The sequence below is a fragment of the Flavobacterium sp. genome (assembly GCF_035299005.1).
GTDB lineage: Bacteria > Bacteroidota > Bacteroidia > Flavobacteriales > Flavobacteriaceae > Flavobacterium.
In genome coordinates this window covers 103453-124139 of record NZ_DATGXL010000004.1, presented here as the reverse complement: position 1 = coordinate 124139, position 20687 = coordinate 103453, and the positions used below count along the sequence as shown (strand labels likewise).

The window sequence follows — 20687 nt, the reverse complement described above, 5'->3', positions numbered from 1 at the left end:
ATTTGTAATGGCTTGGTGTTAGCTCAACGCCACTGAGAGCAAGCCGCAGAACGTTAGCAGTAACCTTTTCAAAAATGACGAAATGATTGACGAAAAATTAGATTATAAATTATTAAAAGTTAAAAATGGTAAGCCATTTTTTGCTGTTATAAATATTGAAGTCTATAAAAGTGATAATGAAAATGAAATAATTGAAGAATATTCTGGTGAAGGTTGGACAAGACAAGGAAATATTGAGAATATACAAAGCAAAGGTTACGAAGATTGGAAAAAAGCAGTTAGAAGCGGATTGGAATTTGCTTTTTCTATAAGTAACCAAAAATGGAAAGTTAAAATAAAAAAAGTTGAAGGCAGAATTGCGACAGACACAAATCCAACAATAATAGGTTTTGCAACAATTTTAGCTTTCTGCGAAAAGACAAATCTGAAATTAGAATCTGAAATAATTGACAAAATTGAAAACTTCACATTCAAAAGTTGGGAAAACAGAAATCATGAAAAAATACCGAATTTTAAAAATTTGGGATACGATAAATAAAGGCTACTGCTAACAGCGGTTTGCTTCAATGGCTACTTCCGGATTTTCCTACGGAAAATCCGCTGCTGAATGGAATGTTTTGTTATATTTGTAATGCCTTGTGTTGGAGCAACGCCACTGAAAGCAAGCCTCAAAACGTTACGAGCAATTATTTTGCAGACTCAAAATCTAACGCAATTTTAAGACAAAAAATGAAGACAAAGACATTACTTTATTTGATTATAAACATAATCTTTTTTTCTTGTGTAGGTCCAGATTACACATCTCTTCCTCAAAATATAAAAGATGCGAAAAAAGATAATTTACTATATGACATTTATTTGCCTAATAAAAAAAGTGTTATGATTAACGAAAGAGAATATATTATAAACGATGCTTTTACAACCACTAAATTTAATTCGGCAAAGGACAAAACAATAAATAAAAATGTCTTTACATTTGTTTTTAAATTAAAAAATTCAAAAACGGGAGAAAAATTTGAATATGATTGTGATTTCAATTGGAATGATTATATAAATTTTAATTCAGAAAATGGTGGAATTCATGATAGTAATTTAAGTATTTCTTATAAAGATTCAGAAATAAGAAAAAAACTTGACACAATTAAGATTGGATTTCTTGACAATCGAAAAATTGAAAATACTGTAATTTTTACAAAAGATAAATAGTATAACTGCTGGTATAAGCGGTTTGGCACAATAGCTACTAATCAATAAAACAACAACTTTCGATTTTCCGCTGGAAAATCTTATCTTAGCAAGAAAATAAGCGTTCCACGCAGCCGCTACTACGCCAAGCCGCGGAACGTTGTGCGTCATTTTTGTGGAACTATACTAAAACCTAAATTAAATGAAAAAAACTATTTTAACTATTTTGTTTGTAATTTCTTCTACTTTGTGTTTATCTCAAAATGATATTAATTCTGGAAATTATTATAATTACTATTCTAATGGAGAAAATTTGAAGGGAACTAAATTAACTACTTTTTGGCTTAATAAACTTGAAGTTTCTCAAATTTTAAAAGAAGAAATGAAAAACAATGGTTTTGAGTGGCTAAGCGATTTTAGAATATTAAAGTTAGATTCTATTAATCATGTTGTTTCTGTTTGTTATTCAGAAAAATCAAAATTTGGTTTTTTATATGAATCTACGCATGGTATGATTCCAAATGTAAATAATAGAAAAATAAAAAGTATGTATAAAAGTATGACTGGAAATGATTATTCCGAGAAAATTGTAAATATAAACGGTCAATCAGATTATATAAAAATTAAAGAAATACCAAATAATTTAATCATAATTAAAGAAGACTGTTACTGGTATCAAGAAACAGATAATAATAAAGACAATAAAAAATTAGTTACAAAAGAAATAATTATTGAAATCTTGAGAGAAGATATTAGACAAATCTTAAGTGAAGTCAAAAAATAAAACGAACGCACAACAGCGGTTTGCTTCAATGGCTACTTCCGGATTTTCCTACGGAAAATCCGCTGCTGAATGGAATGTTTTGTTATATTTGTAATGGCTTGGTGTTGGTGCAACGCCAATGAGAGCAAACCGCAGAACATTAGCAACTATATTAAAAAACTAAACAATTAATTCCTAAATAATGAAAAAGACATATCTATTTTTTATCTTTAACTTATTCACTTTAACCATTTTTGGCCAAAATATTAGTGTTGAAGAATTTCAAAAACAAATTGCCGAATCTGGTTTACAATTTGAAATGCCAGTTGGATATAAAATTAAAGATGTTAAAAAAAATAGAGATTTACAATACTCTTTTGCTATAATAAATACCGAAGGAACTATGGAAGTTCGATACTCTATATTCCCAATGAAACAAATGTTAATTGAATATGAAAAATCAAAGAATGACCCAAATGTAACAATGATAAATCCTAATAAATTGTATATTGGAATTATGCAATCAAATGGACTTAACATGACAAATGGAAAAATGGTTGACATTGGAGATTTCCCAACCTTTGCAGTTAAGAAAGAATTTAATGCTGATTATGGTGGAAATGCTTTTTTTGAATTTAACTGTGAGTTTGGTAAAGGTTATAAATATGGACAATTTGTTTGTCTTCATAAAGAAAACTTAGCCGACGTAATAATAACATTTATGAGTAATGATAGATATACACATTCTGACTTAATGGAAATTCCTTTTCACGCATTAACTTTCAAATAAAAACACAGTTGCTAACAGCGGTTTGCTTCAATGGCTACTTCCGGATTTTCCTACGGAAAATCCGCTGCTGAATGAGAAGTTTTGTTATATTTATAATGGCTTGTGTTGGAGCAACGCCACTGAGAGTAATCGTCATAACGTTAGCGGTCATTTTATGAGCAAAACTTTCGCACAAAGAAAATCGATTAAAAATGGTAAAAAGTAAAATATTCGAACAACTTTCGATAATCCTTTTCTCTATTAATATAGCTTTGTCGCAAACATCGCCTAAAGCTGAACCTTTTGCTCCAATTTACAGCATATATTACGAAACTGATAAATGGAATTTGACAACAGAAAATACTGAGTTTTTAAATTCATATGTCATTCAAAAAATACAGTCAGAAGGTTTAGAAAATATAATTATTCATCTCGAAGGTCACACTGACGATGTTGGTAATTCTGATTACAATATACAACTTTCGCAAAAGAGAGTTCAGGAAGTTTATAATTATCTAATAAGCAAAGGTTTAAATTCGAACCAATTAACAATCAATTACTTTGGGGAATCAAAACCTGAAACAAGAAAAATTGCTATATCAAAAAAACTGAATGATATTCGCTATGCAAATAGAAGAGTGATAATTAAATTTGAAAAAACATAATATGTGTCTTCAACTAAACGAATAAAAAAAGAACCGCTAACAACGATTTTGCGCTATTGCGGGTTTGAGCATACTATTTTTGTCTTCGTGGAAATAAGCTAGTTACTACTACTCTATCTTTCTCAGATATTTTCTAGATTTGTTTTGGTCAGTTTTTGTAGCAGCAACTGTTGCAAGCCACATACGTTTATGAACTATTTGTGCGCATACTCAAGAATCTAACACAATTACTATGATAATCTTTTTTATTGCTAAAAATTGCATTGTTTTTAAGCCGATTAAAATGACAGAAAAATAATAAGTAATAAATTTCAAAAATTATTTAAAAAATGTTACATTCGATAAACTTTAAAACTACTTTTTTATGAATTCTGAAAACAATGTAATTGTATCTTATGCAACTGATGTAGAAAGAGCTGCATTTTTTAAAAAAACGTATAGCCATGTTGCTTATGCAATTTTAGGTTTTATGCTTGTTGAAGCAATTTTGTTGCGAATAGTGCCAGTAGAATGGACAATGTATATGATGAGCGGAAAATATATTTGGTTATTTATTATTGGTTTATTTTGGTTGGGTTCAACTATGACTGATAAATTAGTTTTTCACCCTGATAGAAATAAACAATATTTAGGTTTAGGATTATATGTTTTACTAGAAGCTATTATCTTTTTACCGATGATTACTATTGCTGTCTTATATTCTGGTAGTGAAATGATTATCCAAGCTGCTTTAATTACATTATTTATGTTTTCTGGGCTAACCGCAGTGGTTTTCATGACTAAAACAGATTTTTCTTTTTTAAGAACGGCAATCACTATAGGAGGATTTGTAGCTCTTGGGATTATTGTTGTGGGTGCCATCTTTGGTTTCAATTTAGGCTTATGGTTTTCTGTAGGTATGGTTGCTTTAGCATCTGCTAGTATATTATATCAAACTAGTCAAATCAAAGACCAATTTAGTACCGACCAATACGTGGGTGCTTCTTTACAATTATTTGCTTCTATAATGCTTTTGTTCTGGTATATTTTAAGAATATTAATGAGCAGAAAATAGTTGTTTTAAATAAAAGATATATAACCCTGAAATAGATTATTTCAGGGTTTTTATTTTAAATTATTCCTTGTGCACATCTTTAAATTGCAACATATCAAACAATCGTTGTTCTTTTTCATCATCAAAGCCACAAGTCGATTTGAATTCCTTTGGATTTTCATAGGTTCCAAAAAGCATATCCCACCACACAATGTCGCCATAATTATTAGTATGCTTATTGTATTCGTGATGAATTCGGTGCATTTCTGGACGTTGAAATATGTAGCCAACCCATTGTGGTGTTTTTACATTTGTGTGGTAGAAAAACTCTCCTAAAGCCGTAAATAAAGTATATACCGCTCCTGCCTCCACATCTAATCCCAATGTACTAAATACTAAAAGACTTCCGATGATTGAATTTACCGTCATTTCTAAAGGATGTTTATAGAATGATGTTATTACTTCTAATCGTTGCGGACTATGATGGATTTGGTGAAAGTGTGTCCACAAATAATCAATTTTATGTCTCCATCGGTGCCACCAATAAAATAAAAATGTTGCAATAAAATAAGCAATCAGTCCACCAAAAAAAGGACTAACATAATTAGAAAGATGAAATATAGAACAATGTGAAAGCCAAATTTCCCATGTATAACCGGCTAATGTAACAACTCCTAATTGAATAAAGTTAACCGCTAAGACTCTAATAGTCCATGTAGGAACTTCAGGCAACCTCCATCCAGGTATTAATCGTTCAATGATAAAACAAGCTCCAAATACAATAAAAATGATAAGTAATGTCATCGTAATTCTGTTTTAAATTAATTTCTAAACCAAAATTACTATTGTCTTACGCTACAATTGATGCACTTAAGTTAATAAATACGTTTTCTAATACGACTCAATGATTGAGGTTTTACCCCTACATAAGAAGCAATTAAATATTGAGGAATACGCTGTGTTAAATCATTATAATGCTGCAAAAAATAACGGTAGCGGTCTTCAGGTGTATAACGGTGTACCGTTAAGAGTTGGTTTACCATAATAATAAAACGATGCTCAATAATGATTCTTCCGAGTAAATTTGCATTTTTTGAAACTTTATATAGTTTTTGAAGTTCTTCATAATCAATCACTAAAAAATCGCAGTCTTCTAATGCCTGAATATTTTGAATGGATGGCTCTTTAGAGATAAAGCTACCATAATCGGCTACAAACTCCCCTTCTTTGGTAAATTCTAGTGTAGCTTCTTCATCATTTTTAAATACAAAGTAGCGCACTAATCCTTTACATAAAAAACCTAGTTTGTTATTGACTTCTGTAGCTTGGAGAAAATAGTCGTTTTTCTTAATCGCATACGATTTGAATGCCTTGCGAAAGAGTTGTTCTTCCTCGGGTTCTAATGTTGTAATCTTCTTTAAAGTATCTACTAAAATATCGAAAGAATTCATAATTGGTTATTTAATACAATACTACAGAAAAATAGTGAATAGTAAATTAGTTGTATAAAAAAACCGACTTCATAAAGAAGTCGGTTTTTAAATTTAGTAAGCTTATGGTTATTCTACCATTAGTTTTTTCATTACTCTAGTATTATTATTTGAAGTAATTTCAATCATATAAACACCTGCATTCAATTCGGCTATGTTTACTGTTTGAGCATTTGTATTTGTAACTTCTTTAGTCATTACAACTTTTCCTAATAAATCATAAATTACAATAGATTTTATAGTATGAATCGCATTATTTGATGTAACCGTTACATAATCATTTGCTGGATTTGGATAAAAAGCAAACTGATTACTATCAAAAGTATTGGTTCCTAAAGCTGCTACAAATTTGGTATTAAAAGTATTGGTTACAATAGCTGGATTAAAATCAAAGTAGATAGAAGCAGTATTTGGAATAATATCTCCTACTGCATATCCAGCTTTTGGTTTTACTTTAAACATTACATATCCTTTTCCAATTGTGGTATTTGCTACAGAAACTGGTAACATTATATCGTCAAAATTCCAAGTTAAATTAGCACCAACACGATCTAAAACATAAGCGTGACTTGCATCTACCATTTTAATGGTTGTTTCATCTAATTTAGCATCTAATACATCATTCACTCTAACGTTTATAGCACTAGCATTACCCGTATTTTCGAAACGAATAGTATAATATAAATAATCTTCTGATGTGAATGAGCTATGCAGAATTTCTTCTCCGTGTGATTCCATTTTATCGTTAGGGTCATAGGCGTTAATTACCATTTGTGCTACTGAACTATCATTATTCTCAGGTACAATATCTCCAACTAATGGAACGATTGAAGCTAAGTTTGTTAAATATTGACCTGCATTCACTGTTGGGATTGTAGGTACTTGCATTGTAACCGTAATTTCTCTTGTTTCAAAAGGCATTAAATTTGTAAAATCATACGTAAAGCCTGTTGGAGTAGCTGTGGTTCCTGCTTGAGAAATTGAAGTTATCGTTACGTTTGCATCTTTTGTAAAAGTAACTGTTCCTGCTCCAACTGTTTGATTTCCTAAATTAGCATATACTACTTTATTAATATAGGTAAATCCAGGTCTTGGGGCAGAAACTGGTATAACAGTAACTGCAATATCATTATAAGGTTGTGTAACTGTAATTGGGAAATTATAAGTAGTCATCCCTGCTCCTACTACTACACTGATATTGCTGTAGCTTGAAGTTGTTATACCATACATTGCTGCATAGGCTGGGTCAACAGTATAATTAAAATCATATGAGTTTGCAGGATTTGTTTCATAAATATTATAAATTCCTGCAGGTGAAGACACGTTATGAACAGTACCATCGTTATTTAATTCATAGTGGAATTGTCCTAAAGGAAAGTTATTTTCTCCATTATCTTGAACACCATTAGCATTAGCATCTAAAAAAGTATTTAGGCGTATTCCTGTACAATCGATAGTTCCTTGTGAATTTCCTAAATCATTAATTTTGATATAACCCGTTTGGTTACTGTAATTGGTTACCATAATCAAATAGTATTGTCCCATTACAGCATTAGAAATTACAGGATATTCGACTGAATTTGCAGAATAACTACAACTAACGATTGTATTTGGAGTAATCTGACCATTACAAGGTGTTACAGGATCTGTAAAAGGCCCAAAAATAGCATAATCAACATCTAAATTATTAAAACTAAAATTAGGATCTGTACTTTGCTGAATCATTAAATTGATACTTCCTGAAGTGCTTATTGGCAAATAAAACCAAGTTGGGTTAGGTGTTGAGCCTAAACATCCCATACCTCCTGTTGAAGGTAAATTAATTGTATTTGGGAAAGGATTACCTAAGGCTCCACATAAAGAATTTGCTAAACCACAAACCGATGCTAAATTACAATTTGCAAAAGTTCTTAAATTCATTGTATAGATACTATCACAACCGTTAACAATACTTTCTCTGATATAGATAGGAACCGTAGTTGGTTGTACTGGTAATGTATAAGTTGCTGGATTAGCAATTGGGCTCACTTCAGCCTCGGCATTAGCTTGAGAAGCATAATAACTAATTGTATTTGTAGTATTTAATTGTGCTTGTGCAGTTGTTAAATCAAAAGTTATTACACCGTTATTATCTTGGTCACATTGTTCCATTGGTGTTAAAGCAGGTTGGCTATAACTATAACCCGTAACATGTAAGAAAAATACAGAAATGTATGTACTTCCGTTTGTTGTATTTGTGATTCTACAATATACTGGTTGGTTTACACCTAAACCTACACAATAAGGTGACAAAAGTGGATTTACGTTGTTATTTGCATCATCATTTGAAGCATGATAAGTAATAACATGTTCTGATGGATTTAAAGTACCCATTAAATTTGCATCATTATCCGTCAAGTTAAAACAAGCTTGATTTGGACCATCTACACAAGCAGAAAAACTTTGAGGTTGTCCTGGTTCATTACATGTAGCCGTCATAAAAGTTATTGTAACTGGTGCACTAGATTCAGTTGGCGAACAAATTGATGAAATTTCTACAGTAATATAACTACCACAAGAAAGTCCTGTTAACACAAATGGATTAGAGGTAGCATAGTATTGCATTACTGAAGCTCCATTTAATGAAACTCCAATATTCCAAGCAGAAGTTGTTGTAGAATCTTGCCAAAAAATGACAGCAGAATCTTGCGTTATATTATTTACACCTGGAAAGGTAGGACTAGAACATTGAGCCGAGACCATATTTGATGCAAACAAAAATGAAATAAATAGGAGTAGTGTTTTTTTCATAGGTTGTTTTTTTGTTATTAATTTAATGCAATTTACAAATTTTCAATGAATTACATTCTATTACTCGAAAAAATAATGTTAAATGCATACCTTTTTAAAGAAAACCAATTATTGACTAAAAACATAAATCACTATTTTTCAATGAATTAAAATTATGTTGTTTTTTTATTTTTTTATTTTTTTTTAAATTTACAGCACTTTTTTTTAAATAATAACTTTTTTTTATATATTTGTGACGCTTTAAAAACAAATCGTATTTAAAGTCTAGTAGAAATACTAGAATAATCATGATAATCCCCCCTTATATATATAGATGCCTCAGATGGATAATACCGTTTGGGGTTTTTCTTTTTTTGAGAAATAGATCCCTACCATCTAAAATTACATTCTTTTATTTTAGCTTCAAAGTGTTCATAAATTAAAAAAAAGATAGTATTATTTAAAAAAAATACACTTATCGTTCACAGACTACACTTATACTTATGTACTCCCTCTAGCTAATTTACACTTCTTCCTTTTTTCAAATAAGCATAGTTTTATAACAAATTAATAGGTGTTTAAATTCCGATTGTTATAGTTTTTACTTTCTCTTTTTATTCATTTTTCAATTTTAAATACTATAAATACATAAACAACAAACAAAAACAAGTGATATGAAGAAAAAAAAATTACTTCTTATGGGCGCTTTTTTAAGTTGTTACTCAATTTATGCTCAAGAAGCTATTGCTACTTCTGGAGGAAACAATTCGGGTAGCAATGGAACTGTAAGCTATTCTATAGGACAAGTAGTGTATACTACTTCAACCGGAACAACAGGTTCTTTAGCAGAAGGTGTTCAACAGCCTTATGAAATTCAAACTTTGTCAGGAAATGACAATTTTAATATTAGTCTTGAACTATCTGCTTATCCAAATCCAACAACCAATTTACTTTATTTAGAAGTAAAGGAATCTAATTTTGAAGCCGTTCATTACCAACTATTTGATTTTAATGGTAGATTATTAGAAAGCAAAAAAGTAAATGCCACTACAACTTCTATTCAAATGGAGCAATATCCAATGGCAGTTTATTTATTAAAAGTTTTAGACAACAACATCGAGGTTAAATCCTTCAAAATTATTAAACAATAGGTTAAAAATAAATATCCTTAAAATCATTATTTATGAGAAAATTATACATTTTAACAATGTTGTTATTAATGTCAGTTGCAACATTTGCTCAGAGTCAAGATTACATGAGCTATCAAGCAGTAATTAGAAATGCTAGCAACAACTTAATAGCAAACCAACCTGTAGGAATGAAAATTAGCATTTTACAAGGTTCGGCAATAGGAACAGCAGTCTATGAAGAGACACAAACACCTACTTCAAACATGAATGGATTAGTTACACTTGCTATTGGTGGAGGAAGTATTGTTTCTGGTTCATATAATACTATAAATTGGGCAAATGGTCCTTATTTTATAAAAACAGAAACTGATCCTACAGGAGGAACAAATTATACAATTGTTGGAGTAACTCAATTTTTAAGTGTTCCTTATGCGCTTTACGCTGCTAATTCAGGAAGTTCAATACCAGGTCCACAAGGTCCAGCCGGATTAAATGGTATAGACGGTATTAACGGTTTAGACGGTTCAACTGGTCCAATGGGGCCACAAGGTCCAGCTGGATTGAATGGTGTAGACGGCGCAACTGGTCCAATGGGGCCGCAAGGTCCTGCTGGATTGAATGGTGTAGATGGTGCAACCGGTCCAATGGGTCCACAAGGTCCTGCTGGAATAAATGGTTTAGATGGCGCTACTGGTCCAATGGGCCCTCAAGGTCCTGCTGGATTGAATGGTGTAGACGGCGCAACTGGTCCAATGGGTCCTCAAGGTCCTGCTGGGTTAAATGGTGTAGATGGTATTAATGGTTTAGACGGTGCAACCGGTCCAATGGGTCCACAAGGTCCAGCTGGAATAAATGGTTTAGATGGCGCAACTGGTCCAATGGGTCCACAAGGTCCTGCTGGAATAAACGGATTAGATGGCGCTACTGGTCCAATGGGTCCACAAGGTCCAGCTGGAATAAACGGTTTAGATGGCGCTACTGGTCCGATGGGGCCTCAGGGTCCTGCTGGATTGAATGGTGTAGACGGTATTAATGGTTTAGATGGCGCTACTGGTCCGATGGGTCCTCAAGGTCCTGCTGGGTTAAATGGTGTAGACGGTATTAACGGTTTAGACGGCGCAACTGGTCCAATGGGTCCTCAAGGTCCTGCTGGAATAAACGGTTTAGATGGCGCAACTGGTCCAATGGGTCCTCAAGGCCCACAAGGCCCACAAGGTCCTGCAGGTTCTCCTGCTACAATGGCATTCAGTTTTATGTCTAAAACTTCCGACTATACTATTACTGCAGGTGATGTAACCAACAATCTTATTGTAAAAAATAGTAGTAACTCGGTTGTTACATTTACATTACCAAGCGCAAGTGCAGCTGGAGTAGGTAAAATGATTTATATTACATCTACTTCAATTTCAACACCACAATCAATCAATGTACTGACAAATGGTAGTGACTTATTTTTCGGGTTTTACACAACACCTTCAGGAACAACTGATATCTCTGCAACTACATTGTCTAACATTAGTTGGGTTCAATTGATTAGTGATGGAACAAGTTGGAATATTTTAGGAATGTATTGGTAATTTTGACATTATCAGTAGGAAAGCTTTTCAAAATATTAAGTAAATGAATTTAAAATTTAAATAATTATGTTAAGCAAATAATTAATACAAAAAAGCTACAACATCTACTGTTGTAGCTTTTTTAATTATAATAATTTCAAAAAAAAATTAATACTTCCCACTCAATAACTCACCACCAATTGCTGATTTAGCATCAATACCAATTTTTTTCATCATTTCGTAAGTAGTACAAACTGCAGCTGAAGTCACAGGAATTCCACATTCCGCTTGAATCAAATCAATTGCTTCTAATGAAGGCATTTGTACACAAGCCGAAGCAACTAAAACATCTACATCTACTAAATCCAATTGCTTATAAATCTCTAAAAGATTCATTGGATTTTGTGCCGCCACTTCTAAGTTATCTGGAATTTCTAAAGCGATACTTTGTTTTACTTTTATTCCTTGATTCTCTATATAATCTACAACCATATCGGTTAATGGTCGCATATAAGGTGTAATAATCGAAATTTGTTTAGCTCCCAAAACTTTCAACCCGTTAATTAAAGCACCAGCTGATGTAACTATTGGCGTAGGAAAATCATTCGCTACCGTTTCTTGATGCAAATTTACTTCAGAGACACAATGATATCCTCTACCCATACTCATAATTGCCACCAAACAAGCATATCCCATTACGTCAACATGAGCATCTGATAGTTCTTGAGCACATTTTAAACTCATGGCATCCATGGCTTCTAATTCTTCCTTAGTAACCTTTTTCATGCGCATTCTGCTGCTGTGAAACGTAAAACGCTCTGGTAAAATGGTTTCACGCGAGCGAAAAATTGCTGGTATTTCGGTTTCCATCGTTACGTTTGAAGATGGAACTATTTGGCCTATTCTGTATTTCATTTGCAGTGTGTTTTTTGGGAACACAGATTGAAAGAATTCAAATAATTTTAAAAATTTCTTAGATTTTTCTAATCTGTGTTCCTTATAATTATATCTCTTTAACTGTGTTAATTATTGTTCCAATTCCTTCTACGGTAGCTTCCACCACATCACCATCATACATCCATTCTTGTGGATTGCGACCTGCCCCAACGCCTGCTGGTGTACCAGTTGCGATGATATCTCCGGGTTCTAAAGTAAATACAATGCTCAAATCTTCAATCAAATCGTTGATATTAAACAACATGTATTTGGTGTTCGAATTTTGTTTTTCAACACCATTTACCTTCAACGATAAATTCAAGTTGTGTGGGTTTTCGATTTCGTCTTTTGTAACGATAACTGGACCCATTGGAGCAAAAGTATCTTGTCCTTTAGAGACAATCCACTGCCCTTCCCTGCGACAATCACGCGCTGAAATATCATTAATTACTGTATAACCAAAAACATAATCTAAAGCGTCTGACTTTGATATATATTTTCCTTTTTTGCTAATAATAACTGCCAATTCACATTCCCAATCTAATTGTAAAGTCAACTTAGTATTTTTTATGATTTCCGTATTTGTAGCCGTAACCGTTGTAGGTGGTTTTGAAAAGATTATCGGTTTGGTTGGTAATTTCCCTGTAGTATCTAAAGTACGTGCGCTTTCAGCCACATGTTCGGTATAATTTAAACCTATTCCGATGATATTTTTCCTTGGTTTTTCAATTGGAGCCAAAATTGTTACTTCATCCATTTCATAGGCTATTTCTTCAAAGAAATTCTCTGGCGTCTCTGTAATCATTTCTGTAATTTCAGCAATAACTTCAAATCCCATATCGATTAATTCCAACATATCATTGGGTAATGGAAAATTAGAAATATCTCCAAAATCCTGCATGTCGATTACTTGATTGTTATGAATAAAGCCTAAACGTGGCTCAGTGTCTTGTGTTTTGTATGTAAGTAGTTTCATATTTTTTATTTTACCGCAAAGAGCGCTAAACTATACGCAAAGTCCGCAAAGTTTTAATTATTATTGATTTTTGAACTTGATATTGTTATTTAACTTGTTGATGTCCGTTGTTTTCTGTTAATTCTCTTCCTTGGAATAATCCTAATTTCTCAATCACCGGTAAATCGTTAAAATTGAAAAGACAAGCATCCTCGGTTTCAGATAAATTATGATGTTCGTGCCAAGCCCAACTTGGAACGCAGAAAATATCTCTTTCTTTCCAATCAAAACGTTTTCCATTAATTACGGTATAACCTTTTCCTTTGGCGCATTGGTAAACGAATGATCCCGTATGTTTGTGCGCTTTCCCTTTGAATCCTGCTGGTAATAATTGCATGGCAGCTCCCATAGTTTGCATTACGTGCCCTCCTGTTAATGGATTTGAGTATTGCATAAAAATTCCGTCAAATGGATTGACTTCATTGACTTTTTGTGCTTCTAGTAATGCGGGATATACGTTTTTCCATGAATATTTGAATAGTGGTGAATATGGTTTGTCCCAAGTTTTGTCTGCTGGGATTAATCCTGCACCACCATAGGTCATAGGAGAAAAGTTCAATGGAACTAACAATGGTTGTTTGCCATCATAAACTGCATAATCATTTGCTTCTAAAGCATTCACTAACGGAATATCCAAACCATCTTGCCAAATGCAAGTTTTCCCACCTTCCTCAACACCATGTTCGTGCCAAGTGGAATTGGGTGTAATCACAAAATCATTCACTTCTAACATGATTTTATTACCATCCACAACTGTATATCCTTTTTCACCTTCCATAATAAAACGCAATGCTGAAGCACGATGACGATGTGCAGAAGTGCTTTCTCCAGGACGTGTTACTTGAATTCCAGTATATAACCAACCTACAGCAGCTGAAACGTCTTTTCTTTTATCGTTAACCAAATAAACAACACGTCTTCCTGCTTGTTCTGGTGTAACTAATTCAGATGATTTTAAAACCAAATCGCGTAAATCATCATATTTCCAAAGCATTGGAACAGAAGAAGAACGTGGTTCCCAAGGCTCTATGTCATTGGCAACAGTCCATAAAGCACCAGCACCAAGTGTTTCTAATTCTTTGTAGTATGCTATTAATTCGGGAGAGTCTTGAACGCGAGCTCTTCCGTAAACGTCGTCTGAATAGTTGTTTTCTTCCATTTTATTATTTTTTTGCCACTGATTAAAGGATTAAAATGGATTTGATATTTTCTAATCCGTGTAAATCGTATAATCCGTGGCTATTATTTTTTATTAAATTCCTCGTGATTATCGATAAATGTAATTTTTCGAGTTGGCGCCGTATTTACTCGTAAGTCGAAAATATCAAAACGATTATAATGTCCTAAAATATCATGCATTTGTTTTGGTTGGATGCATTTTGCTAAATCAATTTCGGCGTACACCATTCCTTCTTCGTCAATTAGTGGTTGCCCAATAACAGCGCCATTCGGACCTATAAAACCTGAAAAAGCTGAACTTTTTCTATCTAATAATTCATCTACATTTGGAACATCAGCACGTAAAGCATCTTTTATTTCTTGCGATACGGTAGAACAGGAAACAATCGTAAACAATTTTCCTTCAAATGAATGTGCTGCAGCACGAATTTTTATCGCTTCAGCCATATCGTAATCGGGTGGCGCTACGGGAAGCGAAATATAGTTGGCTATATGAATCAATTCGCCTTGAGAAAGTAGCGTAAAACGGGCTAACGTATTCGTGTTTTCGCCACAAGCCAAAGTTCCAATCGGACCAATTTCTGTATTGTACACTTTTAATGAAGAACCATCGCCTGATGACCAAGTTAGTTTTTCAGCCCATGTTGGGACTAACTTTCTGTGTTTTCCAACGATAACGCCTTTGTTGTCGATGATTAAATTGGTATTGTAAATTTCACCATAGCTTTTGCCACGCTCGTTGATTCCCATAACAATATGGATATCATTGTCTTTGGCAGCTAAGCAAAGTTTCTTGATTTCAGGACCTGCTACGTCAACCGAATTTTTATATAACTCTTCATACCATTTACTCCCTTGAACAGGCGTCATAATCCAATTCCAATAAGGATATCCAGCGATAAAAACCTCAGGAAAAGCGATTAATTTGGCTCCATTATTACTGGCTTCTTTAATGAAAGAAATGGCTTTTTCTACTGTTTTTTCTACATTAAGAAATACAGGAGAAGTCTGAACGGTTGCTGCTTTGAATTTTTTGAACTCCATTTGTGAATTTTTTTTTGGAACATAGATTGTAGAAATTTTTAAAATTTATATAATTTCTACAATCTGTGTTCCTAGATTTATAATTCGTATTGCTTTATTTTTTGTTTCATTTCTTCTGTAAAAGGTTCGGCTTTAATATCATTTCTTTCTGGATTGAAAACAACGTTTACCAATATTACTTCACCTTCTAAAACGATGCTTTCTGTTTCATTTACAAACTGAAAACCACAAAGTATTGACGAATTTTTTAATTCTTTTACCCAAAGTTTTTTGGTTAAGATTTCTCCTAATCTAGCAGCATTTTTAAATTGAATTTTCAAATCAACCGTTGGAATACCATTGGTTTCGTGCATTTTTGAAAATGGTCGTTCTAAAGCTTCTTCAAACCAATCTTCTACTAAGCAATTTAGCATTTCTAAAAATCGGGGATAGAAGACAATTCCAGCATAATCAACATGTTGGAAACGTACTTTTTCTTGTTTTATGAATTCACTCATTATTATGTCTTGATACTTATTTCAATTTAAACCGCTGTATTTTCCCAGTCTCCGTTTTAGGCAAACATTCTACGAAATTAATTACTCTTGGATATTTGTAAGGAGCAGCAACTTCTTTAAACCAATGTTGAATACGATTCTTCATTACATCAGTTGCTTTAGATGTGTCGTGCAACACAATATGCGCACAAACCAACATGCCTCGCTCTTCATCTGGCAAGCCCACCACTGCACATTCTAAAATATCTTCGTGGGTTAAAAGTACGGATTCTACTTCAATTGCCGCAATATTATATCCCGAAGAAATAATCATATCATCACCACGTGCCACAAAATGAAAATAACCTTCTTCATCTTGACGGAAAATATCACCTGTGATGTTCCAACCGTTTTCTACGTATTCTCTTTGTTTTTCTTCTCGGTTTAAGTATTTGCAACCTGTAATTCCACGAACGGCTAATCTTCCTGCTTCGTTTCTTGGTACTTCGTTGCCTTGTTTGTCTATGATTTTGGCCTCGTAACCTGTGATGGCTTTACCCGTAGCACCAGGTTTCATGTTTTCTTCATTGGATGAAATAAAAATATGCAACATTTCGGTAGCACCAATTCCATCAATTATTTTTAAACCTGTAGTATCATACCAATCTTGCCAAACTTTTAATGGTAAAGTTTCGCCAGCAGAAACACATTTTCGCAAACTCGAAATATTGTAGTCACTCACTTTTGTGGTGATAATACGCCAAGCAGTTGGTGCAGTAAAGCAAATCGTAATTTTAAAGTCTTGAATCGCTTTTAATAATAAATCTGGGCTTGGTTTTTCTATTAAAAAAGTTGAAGCGCCAAAATACATTGGAAACAACACCAATCCGCCTAAACCAAAAGTAAATCCTAGTGGTGGACTTCCTGTAAATATATCACTTGTAGTAGGTTTTAATGAATATTGTGGAAAGGCTTCGCAAATATTTAAAATATCTTTATGATAATGTGCCGTCATTTTGGGTAAACCTGTAGTTCCAGAAGTGAAACCAATTAATGCAAGGGAATCTGATTTTGAATGAAAATTATTAAAAACTTTTGGCTTGGATTCCATTAAAAGTTCTAGTTGCGAATTTCCATAAAAACAAGTTTGTTTTAAAAAATCTGATTTTACTAAATGCATTTCCTCTTCCAATTCCTTATCGCACAATACATGTGAAATTTCAGCACAATCGATAATAGTGGTTAATTCTTTAGAACGAAGTAAAGGCATTGTTGCAACAACAATTCCACCTGCTTTTAGAATAGCGAACCAACACGCGACCATCATCGGATTGTTAGCTGAACGAATTAAAACACGATTGCCTGATTGCAACCCTAAATCATCTACTAAAACATGTGCAATTTGATTCGCTTTTTCATGTAAATCTTGATAGGTCCAAGTTTCCTCAAACGTGCGAATGCAAACGTTAGTTCCACGACCTTCTCGAATATGGTTATCTAATAGCTTATCAACACTATTCAGCATTTCTGGATGTTGGAATTGTGGTAAATCCAAAAAAGTATAATCTGGTTGTAATTCCAGAGTTGGTAAACTATTATGAGCGAAATTGTCTTCGTAATGTTTCATAATTCCCAATTACTTCTTATTACTCTTAGGTTTTAATGCTTTTTTCATGCCTTCCACTTGTTTTCTTTCGGAAGCTTTTAGTGGATATAAATGTGAAACGCCCATTTTATATGGATTTGGGATATCATTCGCTTGAAATTGTTCATAAGCTTGTGCGTTTCTCACGAAATTAGCATCCAACAATAAAGGTCTTCCTAAAGCGACTAAATCGGCTCTTCCGTTTAAAAGAATCGTATTGATTTGGTCGATATCTTGAATATAGCCAGCGGTTATAGTTGGAATATGGACGGTATTTCGAACAGCATCTGAAAATGGCGTTTGCCACATTCTCCCCGTTAGTGGTTTTTGTCCTGCAACAGTATTTCCTGTTGAAACATTAATAACGTCAGCTCCTGCATTTTTGAAAGCAGTGGCTATTGTAATTACTTCCTGTTCTGAAATTCCATTTTCTGCCCAATCTGTAGCAGAAATTCGCACAGAAATAGGTTTTTCAGTAGGAAATACTTCACGAATAGCATTAAAAATCTCTAGCGGATATTTTAAACGGTTTTGTATTTTTCCTCCAAATTCATCGGTGCGAACATTTGTTAATGGTGACAAAAAGGATGCTAATAGAAAGCCATGGTGCACCTGTAATTCAATCATATCAAAACCTGCTTCATCTGCGTTTTTAGCCGCTTGTATAAATTGTGCTTTAATTACAGTCATATCTTTTAAAGTCATCTCCTTTGGGATAGCATAATTCTCATTAAATGGAATTGGGGAAGCTGAAATTAAATCCCATGGTGTGTCCAAAGGTCCATTTCCTTCAAAAGGCTTTTTAGCAGCTCCTTTTCGTCCAGAATGTCCTAGTTGAATAGCTATTTTTGTTGAAGAATTGTTGTGAACAAATGCTGTAATTTTTTTCCATTGATTCAGTTGTTCTGCATTGTAAATTCCCGCACAACCTTCTGTGATTCTTCCGGTTTCAGAAATGGCTGTCATTTCTGTAATAATTAATCCTAGTCCACCGGTAGCACGACTTCCGTAATGCACCAAATGCCAATCAGAGACTAAGCCATCAACTGCTGTATATTGCCCCATTGGCGCCATTACAATGCGGTTTGTGAGTTCTAATTCTCTAATTTTAAATGGTGTGAAAGCAGCAGAAACAATCTCAACTTCGCTTGATTTGACGAGATTATCATTAAACTCTTTTAGAACTTTATCGGTAAATGATTTATCGCGTAATTTTAAATTCTCGTATGTTACTTTTTTAGATCGTGTCATGCATCCAAAAGCAAATTGCTGAAATGGGTGTTGCATGTGACGGTCCATGTTTTCAAACCAATCTAAAGAAACTAAAGCCGCATACTGAATCATTTCGACTGTATTTCTTCTTGACTTGTCATATTGTTCAAAAGCAGCTTGTACATTATTAGGATTTGCAATCACAGCATCTGATAATCCGATAGCGCAATCCATAGCTAATTTGGTTCCTGAACCAATTGAATAATGTGCAGTTGCTTTGGCATCACCCAATAAAACAACATTGTCATGATACCAATTTTGATTCGTAACATGCGGAAACTGACGCCAATGTGATTTATTTGAAATGAGAGGATGCCCTTCTAATTCATCTTTGAAGATTTCAGCTATTTTAGCCATTGTATCTTCTTCATTTGTAACTTCAAAACCGTGCTTTTGCCAAGTTTCATCGCTACATTCAAAAATCCACGTACTCATCCCTTTCTCATATTGGTATGTATGTGCTACAATAGTTCCGTGAGGTGTACTTCTAAAGAAATAGGTAAAGGCATCTAAAGGTTTTGTGGAGCCTAACCAAACAAATCGGTTTTTCTTTAATTCTATTTTAGTTCCAAATTCTTTTTGGTATTGCGTTCGAATAGCACTTGCAATTCCGTCAGAAGCTAAAATAATGTCCGAATTAGCAAACTGTGATAAATCATCTACGTTTTGTTCGAAATGCAAATTTACACCTTCTTCAATACAACGTTGTTGTAATAATTGCAAAAGTGTTTTTCGAGAACAACCACAGAATCCATTACCAGCAATGTTTACAGACTCTCCATCACGAGCAACAATAATATCATCCCAATAGGCAAACTGGCTTCGGATTAATTCATACGACTGCATATCTCGTTTTAGAAATTCACCTAAGGTTTCGTCTGAGAAAACCACTCCGAAACCAAAACTATCATCAGGTTTATTGCGTTCGTAAATATCAATTTGGCAATGTGGCATTGCTTTTTTGGTTAATATCGAAAAGTAAAGTCCGCCCGGACCACCACCTATAACTGTTATTTTCATATTTATTTGCATGCGGATAAAAACGGGTTTGCTATAGCAAAACACAGATTTCCGCTGATTTTATTGTTTTTATTGTCTTTTAATGGAGAATATTTCTCCTAATTTACTGTAATTTGAACCTGCTAAACGAGCAACAGGTTTATATGTTTCCAAATTGATTCTGTGATTTTCCTTAAGGATTGAATCGTCAATATGCATAGTAATTATTTTTCCAATGATGATGCAAGCGCCTCCATTTTTATGGTTTTCTATAAAATAATGATGTACCATTTCGCACTCAAAATGTACTAAACTTTCTTTTACTCGTTTTGGTTTGATGTAAATAGCATCAATTGGAGTAACACTTGCTAATTCAAATTCGTCAACATCAGAAACTACAGTTTGAGACGTAGTATTCATTTGTTCTACCACTTCTTCAGTAACTAAATTGACGACAAATTGTTTGTTTTCTAGTATATTATTTAAGGTATCTTTATTTTTGTTTCCTGTTCGAACGGTTGAAAACATTACATGTGGAGGATCTTCACTTACCACATTAAAAAAAGAAAATGGCGCTAAATTATTGATTCCGTTATTATCAATTGTGGAAATCCAACCAATAGGTCTTGGAATTACAGTTCCTGTTAAAAGCTTATATAAAGCAGAAGATTCGGTATCTTTAATATCGAATTGCATATTAATTTGTGTTGTTTCTACAAATTAAGCAATTTATTTGAAATTATTAAAAAAAAGTAATGAAA

At 33.3% G+C, this 20687-nt stretch carries 19 protein-coding genes; 8 read left to right on the top strand and 11 right to left on the bottom strand.

The window, feature by feature from the left end; translation table 11 throughout:
- Window positions 1–82 precede the first annotated feature (82 nt).
- The 6 genes from VK164_RS01905 to VK164_RS01880 all read left to right on the top strand — a co-directional run bounded on the left by VK164_RS01905 (window position 83) and on the right by VK164_RS01880 (window position 4436).
- Window positions 83–538, top strand: a complete 456-nt coding sequence (locus VK164_RS01905) for a hypothetical protein (RefSeq protein WP_324207745.1) — start codon at window positions 83–85, stop codon at window positions 536–538.
- Window positions 539–729: 191 nt separating this feature from the next.
- Entirely contained in the window at window positions 730–1206 is a 477-nt protein-coding gene (locus VK164_RS01900) for a hypothetical protein (protein ID WP_324207744.1), read from the top strand.
- A 181-nt stretch (window positions 1207–1387) separates the two neighbouring features.
- Window positions 1388–1969 (top strand): hypothetical protein, encoded by a 582-nt coding sequence (locus VK164_RS01895; RefSeq protein WP_324207743.1) that lies wholly within the window; start codon window positions 1388–1390, stop codon window positions 1967–1969.
- A 181-nt stretch (window positions 1970–2150) separates the two neighbouring features.
- The gene (locus VK164_RS01890) at window positions 2151–2738 is read left to right on the top strand and encodes a hypothetical protein (RefSeq protein WP_324207742.1); all 588 of its coding nucleotides are present in this window, start codon (window positions 2151–2153) and stop codon (window positions 2736–2738) included.
- Between the two features lie 191 nt (window positions 2739–2929).
- Window positions 2930–3382 (top strand): OmpA family protein, encoded by a 453-nt coding sequence (locus tag VK164_RS01885; RefSeq protein ID WP_324207741.1) that lies wholly within the window; start codon window positions 2930–2932, stop codon window positions 3380–3382.
- Between the two features lie 364 nt (window positions 3383–3746).
- Window positions 3747–4436, top strand: coding sequence for a Bax inhibitor-1 family protein (locus tag VK164_RS01880; RefSeq protein ID WP_324207740.1), 690 nt, complete (start codon window positions 3747–3749; stop codon window positions 4434–4436).
- 60 nt (window positions 4437–4496) lie between these two features.
- Here the strand turns inward: VK164_RS01880 and VK164_RS01875 are convergent, their stop codons facing one another.
- From VK164_RS01875 to VK164_RS01865, 3 genes are all read right to left on the bottom strand, one after another.
- Window positions 4497–5219, bottom strand: coding sequence for a sterol desaturase family protein (locus tag VK164_RS01875; RefSeq protein WP_324207739.1), 723 nt, complete (start codon window positions 5217–5219; stop codon window positions 4497–4499).
- 71 nt (window positions 5220–5290) lie between these two features.
- Window positions 5291–5866: a Crp/Fnr family transcriptional regulator gene (locus tag VK164_RS01870; RefSeq protein ID WP_324207738.1), complete on the bottom strand. Its 576-nt coding sequence runs from the start codon at window positions 5864–5866 to the stop codon at window positions 5291–5293.
- Between the two features lie 108 nt (window positions 5867–5974).
- Window positions 5975–8695 carry a T9SS type A sorting domain-containing protein gene (locus VK164_RS01865; protein ID WP_324207737.1) on the bottom strand — a complete coding sequence of 907 codons (2721 nt, stop codon included), beginning with the start codon at window positions 8693–8695 and terminating at the stop codon, window positions 5975–5977.
- A 653-nt stretch (window positions 8696–9348) separates the two neighbouring features.
- On the opposite strand from VK164_RS01865, the gene VK164_RS01860 reads away from it, so the two are divergent.
- Entirely contained in the window at window positions 9349–9825 is a 477-nt protein-coding gene (locus tag VK164_RS01860; protein WP_324207736.1) for a T9SS type A sorting domain-containing protein, read from the top strand.
- A 32-nt stretch (window positions 9826–9857) separates the two neighbouring features.
- Window positions 9858–11381: a hypothetical protein gene (locus VK164_RS01855; RefSeq protein ID WP_324207735.1), complete on the top strand. Its 1524-nt coding sequence runs from the start codon at window positions 9858–9860 to the stop codon at window positions 11379–11381.
- A 147-nt stretch (window positions 11382–11528) separates the two neighbouring features.
- On the opposite strand, the gene VK164_RS01850 is transcribed toward VK164_RS01855, so the two are convergent.
- The 8 genes from VK164_RS01850 to VK164_RS01815 form a co-directional block, all read right to left on the bottom strand.
- Entirely contained in the window at window positions 11529–12275 is a 747-nt protein-coding gene (locus VK164_RS01850) for an Asp/Glu racemase (RefSeq protein ID WP_324207734.1), read from the bottom strand.
- An 88-nt stretch (window positions 12276–12363) separates the two neighbouring features.
- Window positions 12364–13272 carry a fumarylacetoacetate hydrolase family protein gene (locus tag VK164_RS01845; RefSeq protein WP_324207733.1) on the bottom strand — a complete coding sequence of 303 codons (909 nt, stop codon included), beginning with the start codon at window positions 13270–13272 and terminating at the stop codon, window positions 12364–12366.
- An 85-nt stretch (window positions 13273–13357) separates the two neighbouring features.
- On the bottom strand, window positions 13358–14470 hold the full coding sequence (locus VK164_RS01840) for a cupin domain-containing protein (RefSeq protein ID WP_324207732.1): 1113 nt from the start codon (window positions 14468–14470) through the stop codon (window positions 13358–13360).
- Between the two features lie 83 nt (window positions 14471–14553).
- Entirely contained in the window at window positions 14554–15534 is a 981-nt protein-coding gene (locus tag VK164_RS01835; protein ID WP_324207731.1) for a carbon-nitrogen hydrolase family protein, read from the bottom strand.
- A gap of 77 nt (window positions 15535–15611) precedes the next feature.
- A complete protein-coding gene (locus tag VK164_RS01830; RefSeq protein ID WP_324207730.1) occupies window positions 15612–16031 on the bottom strand; it encodes an acyl-CoA thioesterase in 420 nt (139 codons plus the stop codon).
- Window positions 16032–16047: 16 nt separating this feature from the next.
- Entirely contained in the window at window positions 16048–17637 is a 1590-nt protein-coding gene (locus VK164_RS01825; RefSeq protein WP_324207729.1) for an AMP-binding protein, read from the bottom strand.
- A 9-nt stretch (window positions 17638–17646) separates the two neighbouring features.
- On the bottom strand, window positions 17647–19947 hold the full coding sequence (locus VK164_RS01820; protein ID WP_324207728.1) for a bifunctional salicylyl-CoA 5-hydroxylase/oxidoreductase: 2301 nt from the start codon (window positions 19945–19947) through the stop codon (window positions 17647–17649).
- A 69-nt stretch (window positions 19948–20016) separates the two neighbouring features.
- Window positions 20017–20622 (bottom strand): flavin reductase family protein, encoded by a 606-nt coding sequence (locus tag VK164_RS01815; protein ID WP_324207727.1) that lies wholly within the window; start codon window positions 20620–20622, stop codon window positions 20017–20019.
- Window positions 20623–20687: the final 65 nt, after the last annotated feature.